The sequence below is a fragment of the Saccharopolyspora sp. NPDC002686 genome, assembly GCF_040295745.1.
Lineage (GTDB): Bacteria > Actinomycetota > Actinomycetes > Mycobacteriales > Pseudonocardiaceae > Saccharopolyspora > Saccharopolyspora oryzae.
Window position 1 is genome coordinate 1 of sequence record NZ_JBEOVY010000097.1, and the last position, 22,596, is coordinate 22,596.

The window sequence follows — 22,596 nt, forward strand, 5'->3', positions numbered from 1 at the left end:
GACGATCTTGCTGTCCACGCTGACCGTCATCTTCCTGCTCGCGGTCGTGGCGCTGCAGCCGATGGCCGGCTACTCCGGTTCGCTGCTGTCGGTGATCACGCTGACCGCGCTGCTGGTGTGCCTGATCCCGACCACCATCGGGGCGCTGCTGTCGGCGATCGGCATCGCGGGCATGGACCGGTTGGTGCAGCGCAACGTGCTCGCCAAGTCCGGCCGAGCGGTGGAAGCGGCAGGTGACGTGGACACGCTGCTGCTGGACAAGACCGGGACGATCACCTTCGGCAACCGGCGGTGCACCGAGCTGATCCCGGTCGGCGGCGCGACGGTGCGGGAACTGGCCGAAGTGGCGCGGTTGTCGAGCCTGGCCGACAAGACCCCGGAAGGCACCAGCATCGTGGCGTTCTGCGCCGAGCAGTTCTCGCTGCCGGAGCAGGCGAGCGGCGCGGAGCTGGCGGCCGAAGAGGTCGAGTTCTCGGCGCAGACCCGGATGAGCGGCATCGACGTCGACGGCCGTGAGATCCGCAAGGGCGCGACCAGCGCGGTTCGGGCCTGGGCCGGGGGCGTTCCGGACGAAGTGGTGGCGCTGACCGGCGAAATCGCTTCGCAGGGCGGCACTCCGCTGGTCGTCGCCGAGCGCAGCGGCGGGAACACCCGGGTGGTCGGGGTGATTCGACTGTCCGATGTGGTCAAACCGGGCATGGCGGAGCGCTTCGCCGAGCTGCGCGCGATGGGCATCCGCACCGTGATGGTCACCGGCGACAACGAGCTCACCGCCAAGGCCATCGCCGCCGAAGCGGGCGTCGACGACTACCTCGCGGAGGCCAAACCCGAGGACAAGATGGCGCTGATCAAGGCCGAGCAGGAGGGCGGGCGGCTGGTCGCGATGACCGGCGACGGCACCAACGACGCGCCCGCGCTCGCGCAGGCCGACGTCGGGGTGGCGATGAACACCGGCACGGCGGCGGCCAAGGAAGCCGGGAACATGGTCGACCTGGACTCCGACCCGACCAAGCTGATCGAGATCGTCGAGATCGGCAAGCAGCTGCTGATCACCCGCGGCGCGCTGACGACCTTCAGCATCGCCAACGACCTGGCCAAGTACTTCGCGATCCTGCCGGCGATGTTCGTGGCGATCTACCCGCAGCTGGACGCGCTGAACGTCATGCGGCTGGCCACGCCGACCTCGGCGATCCTGGCCGCGGTGATCTTCAACGCGCTGATCATCGCGGCGCTGATCCCGTTGGCGCTGCGCGGAGTCCGCTACCGACCGTCGACCGCCAGCGCCCTGCTGCGGCGGAACCTGCTGGTGTACGGCCTGGGCGGCATCGCCACCCCGTTCCTGGGCATCTGGCTGATCGACCTGCTGATCCGCTTCGTCCCCGGCATCGGCTGAGGAGTCCCACCATGTGGACCACAGTTTCAATTGAAACTGCAGAACCCGGGCACGGCCGATCGCAGTTTCAGTTGAAACTGCAGAAGATCTGGAGAGGTATCCGATGAAGAAGACCCTGTTGCGGCAGGCGTTGGCGGGGTTGCGGCTGCTGCTGGTGGCCACGGTCGTGCTGGGCGTGGCGTACCCGCTGGCGATCTGGGGGATCAGCCGGATCCCCGGCCTGCAGGCCAATGCCGAGGGCTCGCAGATCGTGGTGGACGGCCGGGCGGTCGGCTCGTCGCTGATCGGCATCGACCCGGTCCCGGCGGATCCGGCGCACGACCCGTACTTCCACACCCGGCCGTCGGCCTCCGGCGACCCGTCGGCCACGGGAGGTTCCAACTACGGCGGGGACAACCAGAAGCTGCTGGCGGCGGTGCAGGAGCGGCGCGCCGCAATCGCCCTCCGAGAGGACGTGGCACCGGCGCAGGTGCCCGCGGACGCCGTGACGGCGTCGGCCAGCGGCGTGGACCCGGACATCAGCCCGGCCTACGCGGACCTGCAGGCACCGCGCGTGGCTCGGGTCACCGGGCTGCCGTTGGACGAGGTCCGGCGCCTGATCGCGGAGAACACCACAGGTGGGGTGATCGCCGAGCGCGTGGTCAACACGACGACCCTCAACGTCGCCGTCCACCAGGCAGGATGAGGTTCGTGAGTGCTTCGGGGTGCTGTGGCGCCCCAAAACGCTCACGAGCAGCCAACGGAGCGGTGCAGCCGCTATTAACAGCGGGTCGTAGGAGACTGGGAGCGTGGGAGAGAGCGGACGGCGGCGCGGGGAACTGCGGATCTACCTCGGCGCGGCACCAGGTGTGGGGAAGACCTACGCGATGCTCAACGAAGCGCACCGCAGGGCCCAGCGCGGCACCGACGTGGTGGTCGGCTTCGTGGAGGACCACGGCCGGGCCAACACCGCCGCGCTGCTCGACGGCCTCGAGGTCGTACCGCGCGCGACGGTCGAGCACCGAGGCGTCGAGCTCACCGAGATGGACCTCGCCGCCGTGCTCGCCCGCAAACCGGAGGTCGCGGTCGTCGACGAGCTCGCGCACACCAACGTCCCCGGCTCTCGCAACGAGAAGCGCTGGCAGGACATCGAGGAGCTGCTCGACGCCGGGATCACCGTGCTGTCCACGGTGAACGTGCAGCACCTGGAGAGCCTCAACGACGTCGTGGAGGGGATCACCGGCATCCGCCAGCAGGAGACGGTGCCGGACGAGGTGGTGCGCCGCGCCGAGCAGATCGAGCTCGCCGACATCACCCCCGAAGCGCTCCGCCGCCGGATGGCGCACGGCAACATCTACGCCGCCGACCGGGTCGACGCCGCGCTGGGCAACTACTTCCGCACCGGCAACCTCACCGCGCTGCGCGAGCTGGCGCTGCTGTGGCTGGCCGACCAGGTCGACGTGGCGCTGCGCCGCTACCGCGCGGAGAAGAAGATCACCGACACCTGGGAGGCCCGCGAGCGGGTGGTCGTCGCCGTCACCGGTGGCCCGGAGAGCGAGACGCTGATCCGCAGAGCACGCCGCATCGCCGCCCGCGCGGGCGCGGAGCTCCAGGTGGTGCACGTGCTGCGCAGCGACGGCCTCTCCGGTGTCTCGCCGGTGGGCGTCGCCCGCGCGCGCAAGCTCGCGGACGCGGTCGGTGCCAGCTTCCACACGGTCGTCGGCGACGACGTGCCGGAGGCGCTGCTGGAGTTCGCCCGCGCTGCGGACGCCACGCAGCTGGTCGTCGGCACCTCCCGCCGGTCCCGCTGGGCGCGGGTGTTCGACGAAGGCATCGGTGCGGTGACGGTGCAGAAGTCCGGTGCCATCGACGTGCACATGGTCACCCACTCCGAGGCCGGCGGGCGGCCGCTGCTGAGGAGGATCGCCCGCAACCCGCTGTCCTCGGTCCGCCAGGTCTGGGGCTGGGTGCTGTCGGTGCTGCTGCCGGGCGCGGTCACGGCGGTGGCCTACGAGTTCGGCTTCGACTCGCTGTCCACCGACGTCGTCGGCTACTTCCTGGTCACCGTCATCGTCGCGCTGGTCGGCGGGATGGCACCGGCGATCGTCGCCGCGCTGCTGTCCGGCGGGCTGCTGAACTTCTTCCTGACCCCGCCGCTGTACACGCTGACCGTCGCCGAACCGCAGAACCTGGTGACGGTGATAGCGATGATGATCGTCGGCATGGTGGTCGCCTTCACCGTCGACCGCGGGGCGCGCCTCGCCGAGCAGGCCAGCAGCGCGCGCACCGAGGCAGCACTGCTGACGTCCTACGCCCGAACTGTGCTCACCCACCCGGATCCGCTGCCCCGGCTGCTGGAGAAGGTGGTGGAGAACTTCGGCCTGACCTCCGCGGCGCTGCTGGAGCGGACCCAGGACGGTTGGCAGGTGGCGGCTTCCACCGGCGCGCAGCCCTGCACCAGCCCGGACAAGTCCGATGTGGACATCGAGGTCAACCCGGACGTGCACCTGGTGCTCGAACGGTCCGGACGGCCCCTCCCGGCGGCGGATCGCACGGTGCTGGAAGGTGCGGCCGGGCAGGCGTTGGTCGCGCTTCGACAGCAGCGGATGGCTGCGGAAGCTCGGGAGGCGCAACGGCTCGCCGACGCGACGCAGCTGCGCACCGCGCTGCTGTCCGCGGTCGGTCACGACCTGCGCACCCCGCTGGCCTCGATCAAGGCCTCGGTGAGCAGCCTGCGCGCCCCCGACCTCCAGCTCTCCGCGGAGGACACCTCCGAACTGCTGGCCGGGGTGGAGGAATCGGCGGACCGGCTGACCGATCTGGTCGGCAACCTGCTCGACTCCTCCCGGCTGGCCACCGGCGCGATCGCCCCGCGGCTGCGCCCGGTCGGCTACGACGAGGTCGTGGCGGGCGCGCTGGCCGGACTGGACGGGCAGCAGCACATCGACGTCGAGATCGACGAGTCGCAGCCACCCGTGCAGGCCGATTCGGGGCTGCTGGAACGAGTGGTGGCCAACGTGGTGCAGAACGCGCTGAAGTACGGGCGCCCGGACGGCGGGCGGATCAGCATCCGCGCCAGCGAGCACGCGGCCCGCGTGGAGCTGCGGATCGTCGACCACGGTCCGGGCCTGCCCGAAGGCTCGGCGGACGCGGTGTTCGCGCCGTTCGAGCGGCTCGGCGAGCATGGTGAGCGCGGCGACCAGGGCCCGGCCGGGGTGGGGCTCGGGTTGAGCGTGGCGCAGGGGTTCATGACGGCGATGGGCGGCACGATCCGCGCGGAGGACACCCCCGGCGGCGGGTTGACGATCGTGCTCTCGTTGCCGGTGGCGGACGGACAGGGGAAGCGATGACGAAGGTCCTGGTGATCGACGACGAGCCGCAGCTGCTGCGCGCACTGCGGATCAACCTGAGCGCCCGCGGCTACCAGGTGCTCACCGCCGTCGACGGCGCATCCGCGCTGCGCGCTGCGGGCGACGGGAAACCCGACGTGGTGGTGCTCGACCTCGGCCTGCCCGACATGGACGGCGGCGAGGTCATCGCGGGGCTGCGCGGCTGGACGACGGTGCCGATCATCGTGCTCTCGGCCCGCACCGACTCCACGGACAAGGTGCTGGCGCTGGACGCGGGAGCGGACGACTACGTCACCAAACCCTTCGGCATGGACGAACTCCTGGCCCGCCTGCGCGCCGCGGTCCGCCGCGCCAGCACCACCGGCGCGGCCGACCAACCGGTGGTGGAAACGGCGACGTTCACCGTGGACCTGTCCGCGAAGCGGGTTCTGCGCGAGGGCGAGGAGATCCACCTGACGCCGACCGAGTGGGGGATGCTCGAAGTCCTGGCCCGCAACCAGGGCCGCCTGGTCGCCCAGAAGCAGCTGCTCAAAGAGGTCTGGGGACCCCAGTACGCGAACGAAACCCACTACCTCCGCGTCTACCTCGCCCAACTCCGCCGAAAGCTGGAACAGGACCCGAGCCACCCCCGGCACCTGATCACCGAACCAGGAATGGGCTACCGCTTCGAACTCTGAGCCCGTGGGGCTACTCGGCGGAGCGCAGTTCGCGGAGTGCCACGTCCGTGGCCAGGGTGTCGGGATGCTGCTCGCCGAGCACCCGTCGGCGAATCTTCAGCACGGCGCGGAACTCGGCTTCCGCCTCGTCCAGTTCCCCGAGGTCCCGCAGTGCTCCAGCGAGGTTGTTCCGCGTCGTCAGCGTGTCGAGATGCTCGTCGCCGAGCACGCGTTGTTGCAGGGCGAGGACGGCCCTGTATTCGGGTTCGGCCTCCGCTGGTCCGCCGCGGTCGTCCAGCACGAGTGCGAGGTTGCCCCGCGTGATGAGCGTCTGGGGGTGTTCGTCTCCGAGCACGCGTTGGCGGATCTTCAGCACAGCTCGGAGCTCGGCTTCCGCTTCGTCCAGTTCTCCGCGATCCCTCAGCACCATTGCGAGGTTGCCCCGGGTGTTCAGCGTGCTGGGGTGTTCGTCTCCGAGCGTGCGTCGTTCCAGGGCGAGGACGGCCCGGTATTCGGCTTCGGCTTCCGCTGTTTCCCCACGTTCGTGCAGAACTAGTGCGAGATTTCCCCGCGTCTTCAGCGTCTCGGGGTGTTCGTCGCCGAGGATGCGTTGTTGCTGGGCGAGCACGACCCGGTGTTCGGCTTCCGCTTCGTCCAGTTGCCCGCGTTCCTTCAGGACCGCAGCGAGGTTCTGCCGCGTGATCAGCGTGTCGGGGTGCTCGTCGCTGAGCACGCGTCGTTGCCGGGCCAGGACCGCTCGGTATTCGGACTCGGCTTCGGCTAGTTCCCCGCGGTCGTGTAGCACTCCTGCGAGGTTGATCCGCGTGTTGAGCGTGACGGGGTGTTCGTTGCCGAGTACGCGTTGGCGGATCTTCAGCACGGCCCGGCGTTCTGACTCCGCTTCTGCCAGTTCGCCGCGGTCCTTGAGGACCCCTGCGAGGTCGTTCCGCGTGTTGAGCGTGTCGGGGTGTTCGTTGCCGAGCATGCGTTGGCGGATCTTCAGCACAGCTCGGAGCTCGGCTTCCGCTTCGGCCAGCTCGCCTCGAGCTTTCAGAACCGACGCGAGGTTGTTCCGCGTGGTCAGCACGTCGGGGTGTTCGTCGCCGTACACGCGGTGTTCGATCTTCAGCACTGTCCGGAACTCGGATTCGGCGTCGGCCAGTCGCCCACGTTCCTGCAGAATCACGGCGACGTTGTGCCTCGTGTTGAGCGTCTTGGGGTGTTCGTCGCCGTGCACGTGCTGGCGGATCTTCAGCACTGCGCGGTACCCGGTTTCGGCTTCGGCCAGCTCGCCGCGGGCGTGCAGTACTAGTGCGAGGTTGTGCCGCGTGTTGAGCGTGTCGGGGTGTTCGTTGCCGAGTACGCGTTGGCGGATCTTCAGCACGGCACGGTATTCGGCTTCCGCTTCGGCCAGCTCGCCTCGGTCCATCAGGGCCCCTGCGAGGTTGTGCCTCGTGAGGAGTGTCTTGGGGTGTTCGTCGCCGTGCACGCGTTGATCGATTTTCAGCATGCTGCGGAACTCGGCTTCGGCTTCGGCTAGTTCGCCGCGGTTCTGCAGGACTGTCGCGAGGTTGTTCCGCGTGATGAGCGTGTCGGGGTGTTCGTCGCCGAGCACGCGCTGGCGGATCTTCAGCACGGCACGGTATTCGGCCTCTGCTTCGGCCAGTTCGCCGCGGTCCTGCAGCGCTCCCGCGACGTTGTGGCGCGCGGTCAGCGTGTCCGGGTGCTCCTCGCCGAGTTCCGCGCGGGTTCGGACCAGCACTGCGCGAAACGCGGCTTCAGCACTCGCGTAGTCGCCTTCGTTGCGAAGCTGCCGAGCCTGTTCCAGTTGTTCCGACACCACCGGGTCATTCGAAGGTTTCTCCGCCGGCTCGCCCTGATGACGTTCTCCCCACCAGCTGGCGATTCCCACCATGACGGTGAGGACGGCGACGCCGATCCACAGCCACCAGGTGGCCGGTTCGGAGGTGGCGATGTTGATCAGAACCGCCGCACCGGACGACAACCCCGCCGCCACCACAGCGCGGACCAGCGGTCGCGCCTTGCGAACAGAACCGGACCGCCCCATCGCTCTCCCAATATCGACTGCCCCCCAAGGTAACCAAGGAGATCGCAGCGCAGGTCCGTTTTTGCTGGTCAGCTCCCGTGAGTACTTTGAGGCGCTATAGCACCCCAAAGTACTCACGGGTCCTGACCAGGCCGAACGTCACTGCTGGTCGGAGCAGAGAGGGTGCGGGCCGGTCGGGCCGGTGCAGGGTGTGTAGCCGCGGTCGTGCATCACTGCTTGGCCAGCGTCGCTGTTCAGGTAGGTCGTGAAGCGCTTCAGGAGGGTGTCTTCGGCCGGTTCGCCCTTGGTGTAGAGGTATTCCACCGTCCGGAACGGATAGCCGCGCAGGGCGTCGTCGACGGTCGGGGCCTTGCCGTCGAGGGTGACGATGTGCAGCGGGCGGTTCTCCGCGATCGCGCGCCGGACCGCGGGTGCGTCGGCGTAACCGATCGCACCGGGCGTCGAGGCGATGGCGGCGATCGCGTCCTGCGTTTCGGTCCGCTCGCACCGGGTCGGCGTGGTCGATCCCTGCCGGTCGGGTTTCGCGCAGCCGTCCGAGGACAGCGGCGGCTCCTGCCCGCCGAGCACCTTCTGCTCGAAAACGGTGCGGGAGCCCGATTCCGCACCGCGCCCGACGATGTTGATCGGCAGCGGTTCGCCACTGCCCCGGACCTGCTTCCAGTCGGTGTGCTCGCCGGAGAAGATCTTCCGCAGGTCGTCGGTGCTCAGATCGGACACGTCCACCGACTCGTTCACCACCAGCGCGTACACGACGACGGCGACGGGACGGCCGGCGTAGTCGTTCGCGTCCTTCGCCGGGCCGTCGGACAGCACCGCGAGCTTGTCCGGCTCGTTCGTCCGCTCCAGTTCCCGCAGCCCGCCGAGGCTGCCGGTCGGGGTCACGCGGATGTCGGTCCGGCAGGTTTCGTCGTACTTCTCGGCAACCGCGCCCACGATCGGCGCGAACGCGCTGGACCCCTTGACCTGCAGCTCCCCGGACCCGCAGGCGATACCACCGGCGGTGGCGGAAGCACCGGTGAGCAGCGTCGTGACGAGCGCACCGGCCAGCAGCAGACCGACGGCCGTGGTGATCAGCGGCCAGGTGATGCGCCGCTGCTGCTTCTCGTCGGTGATGCGGCCGTTGCTGATGCTGCCGGCGAAGGAGATCTCCTTGCTGGTGGCGAAGTCATCCCCGGCCGCGTGCGCCGGTTCGTCGTCCGGTTCCCGCAGCACCACCACGAGCTTGAACTTCTGCCCGCGCTCCAGGTCCAGCTTTGACAGCCGAACCCCGTGCCACTGCGGCCCGACCTCGGCGGGCCCGGTGGGCTGCGCCTGCACGTAGCTCTCGAACCGCCGCCCGAGCCAGGCCCGGAGCACGCCGAGCCCGGCTTCCCCGGCGGGTTTGCCCTCGGGGAGCCCGACGTCCTGCTCCTCGGGGAGGAACACCAGGTTGTTGCGGATCCGCTGGCGGATGTCCTGGCTCGGTGCCTCGGAGATCCGCGCGTCCCAGACGATCCGCTCGCCGAAGCTGAACGAGATGTCCTCGGCGAAGTCCCGCGCCTCGATGTCGAAGCTGCCGGTGTTGCGGACCCGGATGACCACGATGCTCATCCGGTCCACCAGCTTGGCGATCGGCGTCAGGTCCTCGTGCGCGGGCTCGACCTCGCCGTCGTGCAGCTGCACGGGGCTCAACCCGATCTTGGAGTTGTACAGCACGCGGTAGTGGATCCGCTTGCGCCGCACGAAGAACCGGTCGACGAACGGAGCACTGATCGTCACCGCGGCGAGCACGCCCAGCACCCAGCTGCCGACGTGCTCGCCGAACAGCGAAGCCAATGCCACCACGGCATCGCCCCACGTGACCCCCACGAACACCGCCTCCAGACCCGAACCACCGGTGAACGTGCAGCGTAAGCACGGAAACCGGTGCCCGAAGCCCGAGATCACCGGCTGTTCACCACGGGTTCAACCAGCACCCCGAGCAGACCTCGGACAAACCGAGACGCGGTGCTCGAAGGGCGAGCTCAGACCGGGTTCCGGCGGTGGGCGTAGCGCACGCTCCAACGCGGCACGCTGGGCGGGATGTCGTCCTCCCACTCCGCGCGGTACATCATCTGCTCAGCGGAGCTGGTGGCGAGGAAACCCAGGTCCTTCTCGGGAAGGAACCCCAGGGCCGGTTGGCGGGTGGGGAGCGGCGGCTGTCCGAAAGCGGGGTAGATGAGCACCTCGTCGACCGCGCACGGGTGCTCGGGCGTTCCCCACCAGGCATCCCGCCGCGCTCCCTGGGCCATGAAGACGACTCGCGGCAACTTGTCGCGGACGCCCATCAAGCAACCGCACACCGTTGGTCCCTGAACAGTGACAGGTTCCTTCTCCGGGACGGCGACTCGCATGTGCACCATGCCGTTGACCAGTTGCCACTGGGCCTCGGCACTTGCGGTCATGGGCCCCGAGTGCCCGCTGAGTTCAGTGATCACTCGGACGTAGACGTTCTGGTTCACAGGCCATTACCCCCTTGTGGGCCGTACTTCCGCTGAAGGTCCTCGATCGCCCTGCGTTCGTTCTGGATGTTCGGCTCATCCAGATGGCCTCGCCAGGCATCGTCCACTTGTGCAGTCGCCGGGCCCGGTGGCTCGTACGGCGCGGGCGGGTGCGGAGGTGAGGGCTCCGGCACGGGTTCCGGCATCGGCTCCGGGGCGCCCTTGCCGTCGTCGAGCCAGCTCTCCGGGGTTTCGTCGTGGAACCAGTCCGGCAGCTCCCGGTTGCGGGGTTCTGGTGCCGGGGTTTGCGGGGGTTCCGGGTCGGGGAGCGGGTCCGAGCCCTTGGGGCCGAATTCGTGGCCGTCCCAGGGTTGCGGGGTGGACGGGGTTTCCGGTGTGCGCGGCGGTGGGACGGAGTCGAGGTCGGCCCAGGGCGGTGTGTTGTCCGGGGCGTGGCGGGCCGCGTCGCCGAGGCGGTCGGTCGTGCGGGCGATGTCGCCCGCGGCGTCGGCCACGTCGGCGACGTTGTCAGCGGTTTTGGCGGTCCTGGTCGCGACCGTGGCGGCCGCCCCGCCACCGGTGATGCTGGCCGCCACGTCGGGGACCATCGAGCCGAGGGCGCGGGCCGGGTTCTCCTTCCAGCCGTCCACGTTGACCATCGCCTTGGCGGCCTGCCAAGGGTTCTCGACCACCGACTGCAGGGTCGTCGAGGCGGCCTTGTTGAACTCCGCGACGCCTTCCGGGTCGATCACCTGCATGGCGGGCTGGCTGTAGACGAAGGCCTTGCCCAGGCCGAAGAGGCCGGTGCCGATGCCTACCACGCCTTCGACCGCACCGGCGCCGATCTCGTACGCGGTGTCGCCGATGGCCTGGACGCTGTCGACGACGTTCGCTCCGAGCTGCGCCAGCGGGCCGGGGGCCGCCGGGGCGCCCTCGGCGGCGGCCATCACCACTTTCGCCGCGCGTTCGCCAGCCGCCTGCACCGCCGCCTTGGCCGCGGCGATCTCCTGCTGCGCGCGTGCCCGTGCTTCCGCGCCGGGATCCACGAACGCGCTGGGCTGTGGACCCGAACCACCGGCGTTGTAGGCCTCGACGGCGGCGTTGTGCTTGGCGGCCGCCGCTTCCGAGATCTCGATCGAGCGGTCCAGCTCTTCCTTCGCCCGCTGCGCGCGCGGTTTCTCGGTGGCCAGGACCTGCTGGTACTCCAGGATGGCCTGGCCCGCCTCGGAGATGGCGTCGGCTGCCTTGAGCCATTCGCCCGGTGCCTTGTCGAGGAAGTTGGCCCGGAAGGCGTCGCCGGCCTGCCCGGTCCAGCCGTCGGAGTCGATCGACTTGATGCCCTGACCTGCTCGTTCGAACGCGGCCCCGAGCTTGGTCAAGTGCTCGCCGACCTCGCTGACGGTGGGGAGATCACCGGGGATCACGTCCTGCGGGCCGATCCCCGTGATCTGGCCGAGCTTGTTCAGCTCGTTGCCGACCGATGCGACGTCCTGGTCGAACGTGCTCTGGTTGCTGACCATCAGGCGCCGGCCCCCCGGAGCAGTTCCTGCACGGCTTGCCCGTCCATCTGCTGGTAGGAGCCCCGGGCCTCGCCGAGCGCGTCCACCGCGGCCTGCCCGTCCTCGACGAGGTAGCGAATGCCCCACTCCCAGGACTGGCCGAACTGGATCAGCGCCGCACCGAGCAGGTCGTTGCCGAGCAGGCTGGAGGAGTTCAGCGCGTACCCCTTCAGGCCCATGCCCTGCTTGCCCATCGCTTCGTTGCCCCAGCCCGCCATGCCGCCGATCTCGGACACCGCACCGCGGATGCCCTCCTCGGCGTCCGCCAGCGCGCCGAGGTCGACGCGAAAACCGTTGTGCCCCATCAACTACCGCCTTCGGTGAGCGCGATCTCGTCAGGTACCAGCCCGGCCACCGGGCCCAGCGCGGTGCTGTGCCCGGACCCGGCGTCGATCACCAGACCGGTACCCCTGGGCAGGGCGGGCAGGCACTGCTCGAGCAGCTCCGCCCCGGTCACCTCCGCGTAGCGCACGGTGTCGGAACCTCGTCCGGATTCGCGGTAGAACTCGGCCATCCGGGGCAGCGAGGTGAAGGCCCCCAGCCAGGACAGCTCTCCGGCGCGGGCGGTGATCAGCGCGACTCCACCGTCCTCATCGGACACCGGGGTGACGAACCCGGTGCCGCGGATGACTTCGGCCAGCTGCTCGATCGAGGTCCGGTCGGCGCGGAACGACTCCAGCGCGCCGATCAGCTCCTCGGCCGGATCCGGCGGATCGAACAGGACTCCGCTGAGGCGTAAAACCCCGGCGGAGCGCGGAAACCCGGTTCCCGGGCGCACGTGTGCAAGCGTCATCGATCCCACGCCTCCCCAACGCGGACGAATTCAGACGAAACGGGGACGGACTGTACCAAGTGGACTCATCGGTCCGGGTGGTCTCGAACTTGCTCCCCGTGTCGGTTGAATCACCGCGCGTATTGCTCCCTTCGGCGGTAATGCGGGGCGATGCGCATGAAGTTGCTCTCATTCCGGCAGCTCTGGTTCCGGTGGTCGTCGAGTTGATTCCCGAGTGATTCCTCGGCGCCGATCTGATTCGCGGAACTCGTTTTCTTCCGGCAACCAACTAATGCGCGATCGGCCCGTCCGGAGGGGTGTTGCACCGTTCCGGACCTGCGCAGTTGTCCGGCCGGGAGGTTTGTCGGATTCCGCGATTCGGCGGTCGTCGCATTCGCGTTTGCGCATGGGGTTGTTGGGTTCGCGTGAAGTTCTCCCGAGTTGCTGACGGGTGCTGAACGCCGCTGCTAGGGTCGGCGGACGACCTGGTGATCAGCAGCCGTTGACTGGGGGTTTTCCCGCGATGACGACGCCAGCCCCGCCACCGCCGCCGTCTCCAGGTGGAGGCCAAACCCTCACCGTCAACAAGGACAACGTCCTGGAAGTCCGCAAGGTCATCCTCGCGGCGGCGGAAGAGGCGCAGCAGAAGCTCCGCGACCTGATGCCGAGCCTGGTCGTGTCCGCGCCCGGCGAGGACGAGGTCAGCGCCACGTCCGCGGCGGTGTGGACGGCGAACCTGGTGGGCAACCAGGACTCCCACTACGCGCGGCTGCAGCAGTACGTGGACAACGTCATCGACCTGGGGCGCCAGCTGGAAGAAGCGGCCAAGCAGTACGGGTACACCGACGAGGAGATCGTCGCGTCCTTCAACGTCCAGCAGGGGCAGATGTGAGTGGTTCGTCGCGCGTCCACCGGCTGAGCGGTCTGCTCGGCCTGACCGCTGCTGCGCTGCTGGCGGCCGGTTGCACGGTGAACGGACCGGATCCGGAACCGACCGGTGAACCGGCCCCCGCCAGCGCGGAATCGGGCATGCCGAAGCGCCCCGCCGAACTCCCGGTCGCCGGCGCGCAGGACGCGGAGATCTGCACCTGGCTGACCGGGCAGCAGATGTCGCAGCTGCAGGTCGCGCGTCCCGCCCCGGTGCAGAAGAACGGCAACAACTACAACGGTTGCGGCTACCTGAGCGACGGAACCGGTGCGAGCACGGGCATTTCGCTGCGCGTCGTGCCGCAGGGCATCGAACCCTTCCTGGCGAAGGTCAACAGCGCCGACGGATCCCGGAAGACCGTCGACGTCAACGGTTTCGGCGCGGTGCGCAGCCAGATCGCCGGTGCTGAGCGGCTGGGCTGCGACGTGTTCGTCGACGCCGCTGACGGGCAGACGCTCTGGGCGTCGCTCAGCCTGCTCAGCGGGGGCAGCGAGCTCAACAACGAGCAGATGTGCGAGAAGGCGCAGCAGGCCGCTGGGGCGGCTGTGACGACCTTGCAGGCCAAGGGCTAGGGGGACGTTGTGACGAGCATCGATCCGATCCGCGACATCCGGTTCGAGGGGCTGGAGATCCCCCAGCTCCAGGAGTGGATCACGAAGGTCAAGCAGGGGATCGGCACCGAGTCGATGCAGTCCGCGGTGCGGGCGTTGGACGAGTGCGTGAAGGTCGTCGTCGAGCTGGACGACACCCTGCGCCGCGAGCTCGGCAAGCTCCAGATCGCCTGGGAGGGCAACGCGGGCAGCCTCGCCGCCGCCGCGACCCAGCAGCAGGCGGTGTTCATGTCCGACGCCCCGGACCCGCTGCGGGCCTCCGCGCAGAGCGTCGACGAGCAGGGCCGGGGGTACGAATCGGCCCGCCACACCTTGCCGAACACCGACGAGCTGCGGCACAAGCAGTCGGAGAACGTCGCGGAGTGGGCCGGTGGCGCTTTCGGCTACGAGAGCGACTACGACCAGGAAGCCAAGCAGATCGACGCCAACAAGAAGGCCGCGCAGGCCGCGCTGGCGTCCTACCGCGACACCTCGGTGAGCCAGGCGGACACCTACCAGCCGCTGCCGGAGGCGCCGCCCGCGACCGTGACCACGCAGTCGGCCTCGCCGGTCGGCATGGCCGGCGCGGGATTCGGTGCTGGGGCCGTTTCGGCGGGCACCTTCGGTGGTTCGCCGCAGTCCGGGGTGGGTTCGCCGGGCGTGGGTTACTCGCCCGGCACGGGCGTGCCCGGTGCGATCGTCGGCAGCATCGGCGGCGGTGACGCCCAGCCGGGTCAGGGGCGGGCGGGCGACGGCCGCACTGGCGAGGGACGTCCCGGTGTGACTCCGCCCGGGCGCGGGGATCGCAGCGGTGAGCGGCACAAGGGCGAGATCGACACGGGCGGTGAAGCGGACGGGACCCCGGAGGCGACCGGCGACAGCGGCGGCATCGGCGCCGGGACGATCCTCGGGATCGCGGCCGGTGGTGCGGCGGTCGTGGGCATCGGCGCGTACGGCGCGAGCAAGATGCTCGGAGGTCGCGGCGCGCCGGCTCCCGCTGGTGGCGACGGGAAGTCCGTGGCCCGCGGCGGGGCGTCGGCCGTCGGCGGCGGTCCGGGTGACACCGTGGCCGGGAAGTCCGCGGGCAAGACCCCGGGCAGCCGTCCGGTCGCGGGTTCGATGATGGGTCCGGCCGCGACCCGCGGTGAGAAGCGCAGCGAGGACGCCGAGCACGAGAACCGCTACGTCGCCGAGGAAACCCACTTCGACGACGAGCGGCTGGTCGCGCCGCCGGTGCTGGGCGAGGCCGGCGACGACGAGGACCCGCCCGCCGAGAACGAGCCGAAGAAGCAGGACTGACGTGCGCCCTGGAGCCGAAGCCGATCCGATCGTCCTGTCCACTTTGGAATTCGACGTGGTCTGCGAGGTGGAGAAGCTCACCGAGCACCGCCACATCGTGCTGGACGTGCCCAGTCCCGGGGCGACCTACGCCGAACGCGCCGAGCTGGTGGCCGACGTGTGGGCGTCGCTGCGCGGCAAGCGCCTCGCCGAACCGTCCCGCGACCGGCTGGACGTCGACTTCGCCGACCTGCTCGGCCTCCTCGACCGCCCGCAGCGCAGCGTCGACGTGCGGATCTGGGCCGACCGCTCGATCCGGGCCCTGGCCTCGGCGAACGGCGCGGCGGGACTGCTGACCATCGTCGACGCCGACGTGGTGGAGCTGACCCCGATCCGGGGCGGCTCGCTGGCCGAAGCGGCGGTGTCGGTGGCGGGCGACATGCCCCCGGGCCCGGGCCGGGCGGTGAGCCTGCCCAACGACGTCCTCCGCAAGGCCAGCGACTACGCGGGCCCGAACAACCCGCTGGAGTTCACCGACGAACTGCGCGCCCTGGGCATCCCCCCGGACGACGCGGCGGACGTGGCCCACATGGCGAACGGGATGGGGATCCGGGGCCAGTTCGGCGTGGAGGCCAGCCCGAACCGGGGCCGCCCGGAACGGGCGAACCGGGTGGTGGCCTTCCACGACACCGACCAGGGCCGCTACCTCCACGTGGTCCGCCCCAGCGGCGACGGCCGCCGCTGGAGCACGATCGCCCCGGCGGACAACGCCCGGATCGCCGAGTACACCCGAGAACTCCTCACCGAGGTCTGGGACGACTGAGCAGGAGCGTTCTCCCCCGCCCGTAGCCTGGGGTCTGATTCACGGGAGGTCGTTCCTTGGTCGCATATGCGGAGCTGGTGGCGCGGGCGAAGGCGTTGGCCGGCAGCGGGCAGCGTCGGGTTCTGGGGATCGCCGGGGCTCCTGGTGCCGGGAAGGGGACCGTCGCCGAGCGGGTGCTGGCGGAGCTCGGCGACTGCGCGGTCGTCGTGCCGATGGACGGGTTCCACCTGGCCAATGCGCAGTTGCGGCGGTTGGGGCTCGCCGACCGGAAGGGTGCTCCGGACACCTTCGACGCCGCCGGGTACGTGTCGTTGCTGCGGCGGATCAGGGATGGCGGGGAGACGGTGTACGCGCCGGAGTTCCACCGGGAGGTCGAGGAGTCCTACGCCGCGGAGATCGCCGTGGAGCCCGACGTTCCGCTGGTCATCACCGAAGGCAACTACCTGCTGCTGGACACCCCGTCCTGGGCCGGGGTCCGGGAGCTGCTGGACGAGTGCTGGTTCCTCGCCCCGGACGACGAGGTCCGCGTGCAGCGGCTCATCGCCCGGCACGTCGAGCACGGGCGGACCCCGGCGGAAGCCGCGGAATGGGTGCAGCGCAGCGACGAGGCCAACGCGGCCCTGATCGCGCCCACCCGAGCTCGTGCCGACCTGGTCGTCGTCGGCGATCCGGAGTGACCGGTCAGCGTTCGCGCAGTTCGGCGCGGACGTCGTCGGGGATCCGGCCGGTGTGGTCGATCGGCGTCCAGGGTTCGCTGCGGATCCACTGCGAGCCGCAACCCCGGCAGGCCAGCAGCGGGAAACCGTTGAGCTGCTTGGGAGTTCGGTGCCAGGAGCACAGGGACCGGCAGGCGTGCACGGCCAGCGTCATCCGGGTTCGTCCAGGTCTTCCGAGTCGGTGGTGTGCGTCGTCGTCGGCGGGGTGGTCGTCGGCTTCGTCGTCGTGGTCGGCGGCGTGGTGGTCGGTGGATCCCACGTCGGCGTCGGGTCCGGTGTCGGGTCCGGTCCCGGGCCGGGCGGCGGCGCGGTCGGCGTTTGCCCCGGGGGTGGCGCGACGTCGCTGGGGGAGCTCGACGCGGTGCTGGTCTCCTCGGAGCTGGTGGTGCTCTCCTCCGAGGTCTCCCCGCTGGTGATCGGCGGGGGAGGCAGCAGCGACGAGGTCGACGTGGTCGTCGCCGGCCGGGAGGTGGCGGTCGGCTTCAGCGAGAAGTCCGGGGTGGCCCCGGTCTGCTGCTGGGTGCCGGCGACCATCGCGGCCGTCGTCGCGAACGCGGTCGCCACCACGAAGCCCGTCGCGGCCAGCACCACCAGCCGCTTCGGTCTGGCGTCCGGATCTTCCACCGGGTCGTCCATCGGTGCCCCACTCATCGGCTCTTCGCGCGGTCGTGAACCGGATGCCCCGAAACACCCGGCCTCCGCCGAATCGGGCGGATCATACCGGCCTGCCCCGGGGCGGTGGACGTGCCGGGGCAGGCGCGGGGGTGGTGCGGCATCATGCCGGGCGTGACGGATTCCGGAGCTGCGCGACTGACCGCATGGGTGCACGGACACGTGCAGGGAGTGGGTTTTCGCTGGTGGACGCGGGCCCGCGCGCTCGAGCTGGGACTGGTCGGCAGCGCCACGAACCTGCCGGCGAGCCGCGTTCAGGTGGTGGCCGAAGGCCCCCGCGAAGCCTGCGAGAAGCTCCTGGCGGCGCTGCGCTCCGGCGAGACCCCGGGCCGCGTCGACTTCGTCGCCGAGCAGTGGTCGGACCCCAAGGGCGGCCTGACGGGCTTCGTCGAGCGCTGACCGCGTGTCGATTTCGTGCGGAATCGACACGTGACCGGGTGCCGGTGCCGGCTCCGCGTTGATCTCCGCCGGCGGTGGTTCGGGTGTTGCGAGCGGTTCTGCGCGGTCGGGGGAGGCAGCAGAGGTAGGCTCGGCCGGACGTGACCAGGGGGACCACTCACGGGAAGGTCGATCGCAGCCGTGCACCTGAAGAGCCTGACGCTGAAGGGGTTCAAGTCCTTCGCCTCGGCCACCACGCTGCGCTTCGAACCCGGCATCACCTGCGTCGTCGGGCCGAACGGCTCCGGCAAGTCGAACGTGCTCGACGCGCTGCGCTGGGTGATGGGCGAGCAGGGCGCCAAGGACCTGCGCGGCGGCAAGATGGAGGACGTCATCTTCGCCGGTACCGCGGGCCGCGCCCCGCTGGGCCGCGCCGAGGTCACGCTGACCATCGACAACGCCGACGGCGCGCTGCCCATCGACTACACCGAGGTCTCCATCACCCGCCGGATGTTCCGCGACGGGGCCAGCGAGTACGAGATCAACGGCAACTCGTGCCGCTTGATGGACGTGCAGGAACTGCTGTCGGACTCCGGTATCGGCCGCGAGATGCACGTCATCGTCGGCCAGGGGCAGCTCGCCTCGATCCTGCAGGCCAAGCCGGAGGAGAACCGCCGGCTCATCGAAGAGGCCGCGGGCGTGCTCAAGCACCGCAAGCGCAAGGAGAAGGCGCTCCGCAAGCTCGACGCGATGCAGGCCAACCTGACCCGCTTGACCGACCTCACCGGTGAGCTGCGCCGCCAGCTCAAACCGCTCGGCAAGCAGGCCGAGATCGCCCGCAAGGCCCAGACCGTGCAGGCCGATCTGCGCGACGCCCGGCTGCGCCTGATCGCCGACGACCTGGTCACCGCGCGCGCCGACCTGGCCCGCGACGAGGCCGACCAGGAAACCGCCCGGGCCAAGCGCGCCGAGGTGGAGCGGGCGCTGCAGTTCGCGCAGTCCGAGGAGAAGACCCTCGAGGAGCACGTCGCCGCCGACGCGCCGCGGCTCAACCGCGCCCAGGAGACCTGGTACCGCTTGTCCGCGCTGGAAGAGCGGTTGAACGGCACGCTGCGGCTGGCCGCGGAGCGGTACCGCCACCTGACCGCGCAGACCGACGAGCAGCGCTCGGGTCGCGACCCCGACCAGCTCGACGCCGAGGCCGAGGAAGCCGCCGAGCAGGAGATCGAGCTCCGCGAGCAGCTAGAAGAGGCCCGCGAAGCCCTGCACGAGGTCGTCCAGCGCCGCTCCGAGCTGGAATCGGGGCTCAAGCAGGCCGAACAGGCCCACCTGGCCGCGGTCCGGGCCATCGCGGACCGCAGGGAGGGCGCGGCGCGGCTGGCCGGGCAGGTCGAGTCGCTGCGCACCAAGGTCAACGACACCTCCGACGAGATCGAGCGCCTCTCCGACGCGCTGGAGGAAGCCACCGGCCGCGCTGAAGAGGCCGAGCGGGCGTTGTCCGACGCGCAGGACGAGAGCGGCGGCTACGACTCCGACGACGCGGGCCTCCAAGAACGCCGCGAAGCAGCCGCCGAAGCGCGCGACGCCGCGCGGGCGCGGGTCGAGGAGCTGGTCAAGGCCGAGCGGGCGGCGGAGCGGGAGATCGCTTCGTGGAAGGCGCGCGTCGAGGCCTTGTCGATGGGCTTGCAGCGCAAGGACGGTGCGGGCGCGCTCATGGCGGCCGGTGACCGCATTCCGGGCCTGCTCGGTTCGGTCGCCGCGCTGCTGAACGTGGAGTCGGGCGCGGAAGCCGCGTTGGCGGCGGCGCTCGGCGCGGTGGCCGACTCGGTCGCGGTGCGCGGGGTGACGGACGCCGTGACCGCGCTGGAACTGCTCCGCAGCGACGAAGCCGGCCAGGCCGGTCTGCTCATCGGCACCGACGTGGACCTCGACCGGTCCGGATGGCCGCAGCTGCCCGGTTCCGCGCGCTGGGCCGCCGATCTGGTCAGCGCCCCGGACAGCCTCCGCGCGGCCGTGACCAGGGCGCTCGACAAGGTCGCCGTGGTCGATTCGCTGGCCGAGGCGGGTGAAATCGTCCAGCGACACCCGGAAGTCCGCGCGGTGACGGCGGACGGCGACGTGCTCGGCGCGCACTGGGCGATCGGCGGCTCCGACAACCGGCAGAGCGCCATCGAGGTGCAGGCCGCGGTCGACGAAGCCGAGCGCGAACTCGCCGCAGCGCAGCGCCGCGCCGAACAGCACTCGGCCGCGCTGGAAGGCGCACGGGCGGAAGAAGAATCCCGCCGCGCCGAGGTCCGCGCGGTCCAGGAGCAGATCAACGACGCGAAGGTCCAGCGCGCCCGCAGCACCGAACGGCTCTCCAGCCTGGAGCGCGCGGCCCGTTCCGCGGCGGCCGACGTCGACCGCGCTCGCGACCAGCGCGTGAAGGTCGAGCAATCCCGCGAACAATCCCTGGTCAAGCTCGCTGAGCTCGAAGAGCGCCTGCGCATCGTCAAGACCGAGCAGGACGAGGCGGCCGAGCCCGACACCGGCGAACGCGACCGGCTCAGCGCCGAGCTCACCGCCGTGCGCCAGCAGGAGATGGACTCGCGCCTCACCCAGCGCACCGCCGAAGAACGGGCGCGGGCCGTGCAGGGGCGCGCGGACCAGCTGCGCCGCGCAGCGCGGCACGAGCGCGAAGCGCGGGCTCGCGCGGAGGCGGCGCGCAAGGCGCGGGAACGCGCAGCGCGCGTGACGCAGGCCGTGGTGTCGGGGTGCGAGACCGCGCTCGAGCGCATCGCGCTGTCGCTGCGCGCCGCGACGGAGGAGCGGGACGTCGCGCAGGCGAAGCAGAGCGAGCACGAGCAGGCGCTCGGCGCGATCCGCGCGCGGGTGCGCGAGCTCAGCGGCGAGCTGGAGAAGCTGACCGACGCGGTGCACCGGGACGAGGTCGTGCGCGCCGAGCAGCGGCTGCGGATCGAGCAGCTCGAAACAAAGATCATCGAGGACTTCGGGATCGGCCTGGACGACCTGGTCGACGAGTACGGGCCCACCGTGCCGATCCCGCCGGGCCCGGCCGAACTCGCCGAGTACGAGGCGGCGAAGGAGCGCGGCGAGGACGTCAGCGCACCGCCGCCGGTGCCGTTCGACCGCGCAACCCAGGAGCGCCGGGCCAAGCGCGCCGAGAAGGACCTCTCCTTGCTGGGCAAGGTGAACCCGCTCGCGCTGGAGGAGTTCGCCGCGCTGGAGGAGCGCTACAAGTTCCTGTCCACGCAGCTGGAAGACCTCAAGGACAGCCGCCGCGACCTGCTCAGCGTCGTCAAGGAGGTCGACGAGAAGATCCTGGAGGTCTTCTCCTCGGCCTTCGAGGACGTGGCGCGCGAGTTCGAGACGGTGTTCAAGGTGCTGTTCCCGGGCGGCGATGGGCGCCTGACGCTCACCGACTCCGAGGACATGCTGACCACCGGCGTCGAGGTCGAGGCCCGGCCGCCGGGCAAGAAGGTCAAGCGGCTGTCGCTGCTGTCCGGTGGCGAGAAGTCGCTGACCGCGGTAGCCATGCTGGTGTCGATCTTCCGCGCCCGCCCCTCGCCGTTCTACGTGATGGACGAGGTCGAGGCGGCGCTGGACGACACCAACCTGCGCCGCCTGATCACCCTGCTCGACCAGCTGCGCACCACCTCGCAGCTGATCATCATCACGCACCAGAAGCCGACCATGGAGATCGCCGACGCGCTCTACGGCGTGACCATGCGCGGCGACGGCATCACGCAGGTGATCTCCCAGCGCCTGACCGGTTCAGCGGAGAAGGACGCAGCGCCGGACGCGCCCGCCGAAGGCGACGTCGCCGCGGTGCTGGACTGACCGCGGAACCCGTTCTCAGCCGGCGACGCCGACCGCGTATCCGAGGCCGAAGGCGACCAGGCCAGCGACCGCGGCGGTGCCGAGCACGATCGACCAGCCCGGGCGGCGGCTCGCCCGCTGCATCGCGGGCGAGATCCGTTGCGGCGCAGCGCGGTTCAGGATCTTCGGCCGCCCCAGTTCGGCCCGGCAGAGATCGCACTCCGCCAAGTGCGTGCGCATCACGAGCCACTCGACGTCGTCCAGCACCCCGGCCGCGTACGCGTTGAGCTTGCCCCGGAATTCCGCGTGATCGTCGTCGTGCACCATCGACCCCCGTCCGCAGTGCGTATGCGTAGATCATCGTCCCAGCACAACCGCTGCTGAAGGGGGAGAACTCGGGAAAGCGGTCGGTTTCGAACCGGAATCCCGAGTGCGGGAGGATGTCGGCTGGACCGGCATCCACGCGGGGTCCACCACAGACCAGGAGGAGACCCATGACCAACCCCTACGGCCAGCCGCCAGGTCAGCAGCCGTACTCCCCGCAGGGGTATCCGCAGCCGGGCTATCCGCAGTCCGGTCCGATGCCCGCGCAGCAGCCCTACCCGCAGTCCGGCCCGATGCCGGCGGCACCGCAGGGCTACCCGCAGCAGGGCGGCTACCCCCAGCAGGGCGCGCCGCAGGGCTACCCGCAGGCGGGTCCGCCCGCCCAGATGCAGCCGCCGATGCCGCCGCCCCCTCCGGGCATGGCCCGCGTGCTGATCGACTGCTCGCACCACTGGGTCGTCTGGGCGCTGATGCTGTTCAAGCCGCAGGTCACCATCAACGGCCAGCCCGGTCCGATCCTGAAGTGGGGCATGAACCCCATCGACCTGCCGCCCGGCCAGCACCAGATCCAGGTGCACGTCAACTACCTGTGGAAGCTGGGCCACGCGACCGCGGTGATCCCGTTGAACGTCGGCCAGCAGCAGGAGGTCTACTACAAGGCCCCCGCGTTCCCGTTCAGCAACGGCGCGATCGGCCCGACCCCGCAGGACCCGCCCGGCCTGGGCATCGCCTACGGCATCTTCTTCGGCTCGATCGGCGTGTGCGTCCTGATGCTCCTGATCATGATCATCTCGCTCGCGTCGATGTGACGTCCGGTTCGAGGGGTGCCGGT

Annotated in this window: 21 protein-coding genes; 12 read left to right on the top strand and 9 right to left on the bottom strand. The window is 70.3% G+C overall.

The features are described 5' to 3' along the window. The 4 genes from kdpB to ABTZ89_RS15380 form a co-directional block, all read left to right on the top strand. On the top strand, positions 1-1,393 hold a 1,393-nt coding region (kdpB, locus tag ABTZ89_RS15365; protein WP_351044817.1), incomplete at its 5' end, for a potassium-transporting ATPase subunit KdpB. Positions 1,394-1,496: 103 nt separating this feature from the next. Then, positions 1,497-2,078: a potassium-transporting ATPase subunit C gene (locus tag ABTZ89_RS15370; protein ID WP_351044819.1), complete on the top strand. Its 582-nt coding sequence runs from the start codon at positions 1,497-1,499 to the stop codon at positions 2,076-2,078. A gap of 103 nt (positions 2,079-2,181) precedes the next feature. Next, complete coding sequence (locus ABTZ89_RS15375) at positions 2,182-4,722, top strand: DUF4118 domain-containing protein (RefSeq protein WP_351044822.1); 2,541 nt, start codon at positions 2,182-2,184, stop codon at positions 4,720-4,722. After that, on the top strand, positions 4,719-5,399 hold the full coding sequence (locus ABTZ89_RS15380) for a response regulator (protein WP_351044825.1): 681 nt from the start codon (positions 4,719-4,721) through the stop codon (positions 5,397-5,399). Before ABTZ89_RS15375 ends, ABTZ89_RS15380 begins: the two co-directional genes overlap by 4 nt. A gap of 10 nt (positions 5,400-5,409) precedes the next feature. Here ABTZ89_RS15380 and ABTZ89_RS15385 read toward each other — a convergent pair whose 3' ends face one another. The 6 genes from ABTZ89_RS15385 to ABTZ89_RS15410 form a co-directional block, all read right to left on the bottom strand. Continuing rightward, on the bottom strand, positions 5,410-7,563 hold the full coding sequence (locus ABTZ89_RS15385) for a tetratricopeptide repeat protein (RefSeq protein WP_351044828.1): 2,154 nt from the start codon (positions 7,561-7,563) through the stop codon (positions 5,410-5,412). 21 nt (positions 7,564-7,584) lie between these two features. Continuing rightward, positions 7,585-9,294, bottom strand: coding sequence for a PstS family phosphate ABC transporter substrate-binding protein (locus ABTZ89_RS15390; RefSeq protein WP_351044830.1), 1,710 nt, complete (start codon positions 9,292-9,294; stop codon positions 7,585-7,587). A gap of 155 nt (positions 9,295-9,449) precedes the next feature. Then, positions 9,450-9,869 carry a hypothetical protein gene (locus ABTZ89_RS15395; RefSeq protein ID WP_351044833.1) on the bottom strand — a complete coding sequence of 140 codons (420 nt, stop codon included), beginning with the start codon at positions 9,867-9,869 and terminating at the stop codon, positions 9,450-9,452. Positions 9,870-9,922: 53 nt separating this feature from the next. Then, positions 9,923-11,425 (bottom strand): putative T7SS-secreted protein, encoded by a 1,503-nt coding sequence (locus tag ABTZ89_RS15400; protein WP_351044836.1) that lies wholly within the window; start codon positions 11,423-11,425, stop codon positions 9,923-9,925. Beyond that, entirely contained in the window at positions 11,425-11,769 is a 345-nt protein-coding gene (locus ABTZ89_RS15405; protein WP_351044839.1) for a hypothetical protein, read from the bottom strand. The genes ABTZ89_RS15400 and ABTZ89_RS15405 overlap by 1 nt, the downstream gene beginning before the upstream one ends. Then, positions 11,769-12,257: an SseB family protein gene (locus ABTZ89_RS15410; RefSeq protein ID WP_351044842.1), complete on the bottom strand. Its 489-nt coding sequence runs from the start codon at positions 12,255-12,257 to the stop codon at positions 11,769-11,771. The genes ABTZ89_RS15405 and ABTZ89_RS15410 overlap by 1 nt, the downstream gene beginning before the upstream one ends. Positions 12,258-12,759: 502 nt before the next feature. On the opposite strand from ABTZ89_RS15410, the gene ABTZ89_RS15415 reads away from it, so the two are divergent. The 5 genes from ABTZ89_RS15415 to ABTZ89_RS15435 are packed head-to-tail and all read left to right on the top strand — an operon-like array spanning position 12,760 to position 16,532. Beyond that, positions 12,760-13,128 carry a hypothetical protein gene (locus tag ABTZ89_RS15415; protein WP_270953183.1) on the top strand — a complete coding sequence of 123 codons (369 nt, stop codon included), beginning with the start codon at positions 12,760-12,762 and terminating at the stop codon, positions 13,126-13,128. Next, entirely contained in the window at positions 13,125-13,736 is a 612-nt protein-coding gene (locus tag ABTZ89_RS15420; protein WP_351044845.1) for a DUF3558 domain-containing protein, read from the top strand. Before ABTZ89_RS15415 ends, ABTZ89_RS15420 begins: the two co-directional genes overlap by 4 nt. A 9-nt stretch (positions 13,737-13,745) precedes the next feature. Continuing rightward, complete coding sequence (locus tag ABTZ89_RS15425; protein ID WP_351044847.1) at positions 13,746-15,053, top strand: hypothetical protein; 1,308 nt, start codon at positions 13,746-13,748, stop codon at positions 15,051-15,053. Position 15,054: 1 nt separating this feature from the next. After that, complete coding sequence (locus ABTZ89_RS15430) at positions 15,055-15,855, top strand: ESX secretion-associated protein EspG (protein WP_270953180.1); 801 nt, start codon at positions 15,055-15,057, stop codon at positions 15,853-15,855. Positions 15,856-15,911: 56 nt separating this feature from the next. Then, positions 15,912-16,532 carry a nucleoside/nucleotide kinase family protein gene (locus ABTZ89_RS15435; RefSeq protein ID WP_351044850.1) on the top strand — a complete coding sequence of 207 codons (621 nt, stop codon included), beginning with the start codon at positions 15,912-15,914 and terminating at the stop codon, positions 16,530-16,532. Positions 16,533-16,536: 4 nt separating this feature from the next. On the opposite strand, the gene ABTZ89_RS15440 is transcribed toward ABTZ89_RS15435, so the two are convergent. Together ABTZ89_RS15440 and ABTZ89_RS15445 are read right to left on the bottom strand one after the other, a co-directional pair. Then, on the bottom strand, positions 16,537-16,725 hold the full coding sequence (locus ABTZ89_RS15440; protein WP_270953177.1) for a hypothetical protein: 189 nt from the start codon (positions 16,723-16,725) through the stop codon (positions 16,537-16,539). Beyond that, on the bottom strand, positions 16,722-17,222 hold the full coding sequence (locus ABTZ89_RS15445) for a hypothetical protein (RefSeq protein ID WP_351044853.1): 501 nt from the start codon (positions 17,220-17,222) through the stop codon (positions 16,722-16,724). Before ABTZ89_RS15445 ends, ABTZ89_RS15440 begins: the two co-directional genes overlap by 4 nt. 126 nt (positions 17,223-17,348) lie before the next feature. On the opposite strand from ABTZ89_RS15445, the gene ABTZ89_RS15450 reads away from it, so the two are divergent. After that, positions 17,349-17,642, top strand: coding sequence for an acylphosphatase (locus ABTZ89_RS15450; protein ID WP_351044856.1), 294 nt, complete (start codon positions 17,349-17,351; stop codon positions 17,640-17,642). 180 nt (positions 17,643-17,822) lie between these two features. After that, positions 17,823-21,461: a chromosome segregation protein SMC gene (gene smc / locus ABTZ89_RS15455; protein ID WP_351044858.1), complete on the top strand. Its 3,639-nt coding sequence runs from the start codon at positions 17,823-17,825 to the stop codon at positions 21,459-21,461. Between the two features lie 15 nt (positions 21,462-21,476). Here smc and ABTZ89_RS15460 read toward each other — a convergent pair whose 3' ends face one another. After that, the gene (locus ABTZ89_RS15460; RefSeq protein ID WP_351044860.1) at positions 21,477-21,767 is read right to left on the bottom strand and encodes a cupin domain-containing protein; all 291 of its coding nucleotides are present in this window, start codon (positions 21,765-21,767) and stop codon (positions 21,477-21,479) included. A 167-nt stretch (positions 21,768-21,934) separates the two neighbouring features. On the opposite strand from ABTZ89_RS15460, the gene ABTZ89_RS15465 reads away from it, so the two are divergent. Then, positions 21,935-22,573, top strand: coding sequence for a hypothetical protein (locus ABTZ89_RS15465; protein WP_270953172.1), 639 nt, complete (start codon positions 21,935-21,937; stop codon positions 22,571-22,573). The last annotated feature ends 23 nt before the right edge of the window (positions 22,574-22,596 follow it).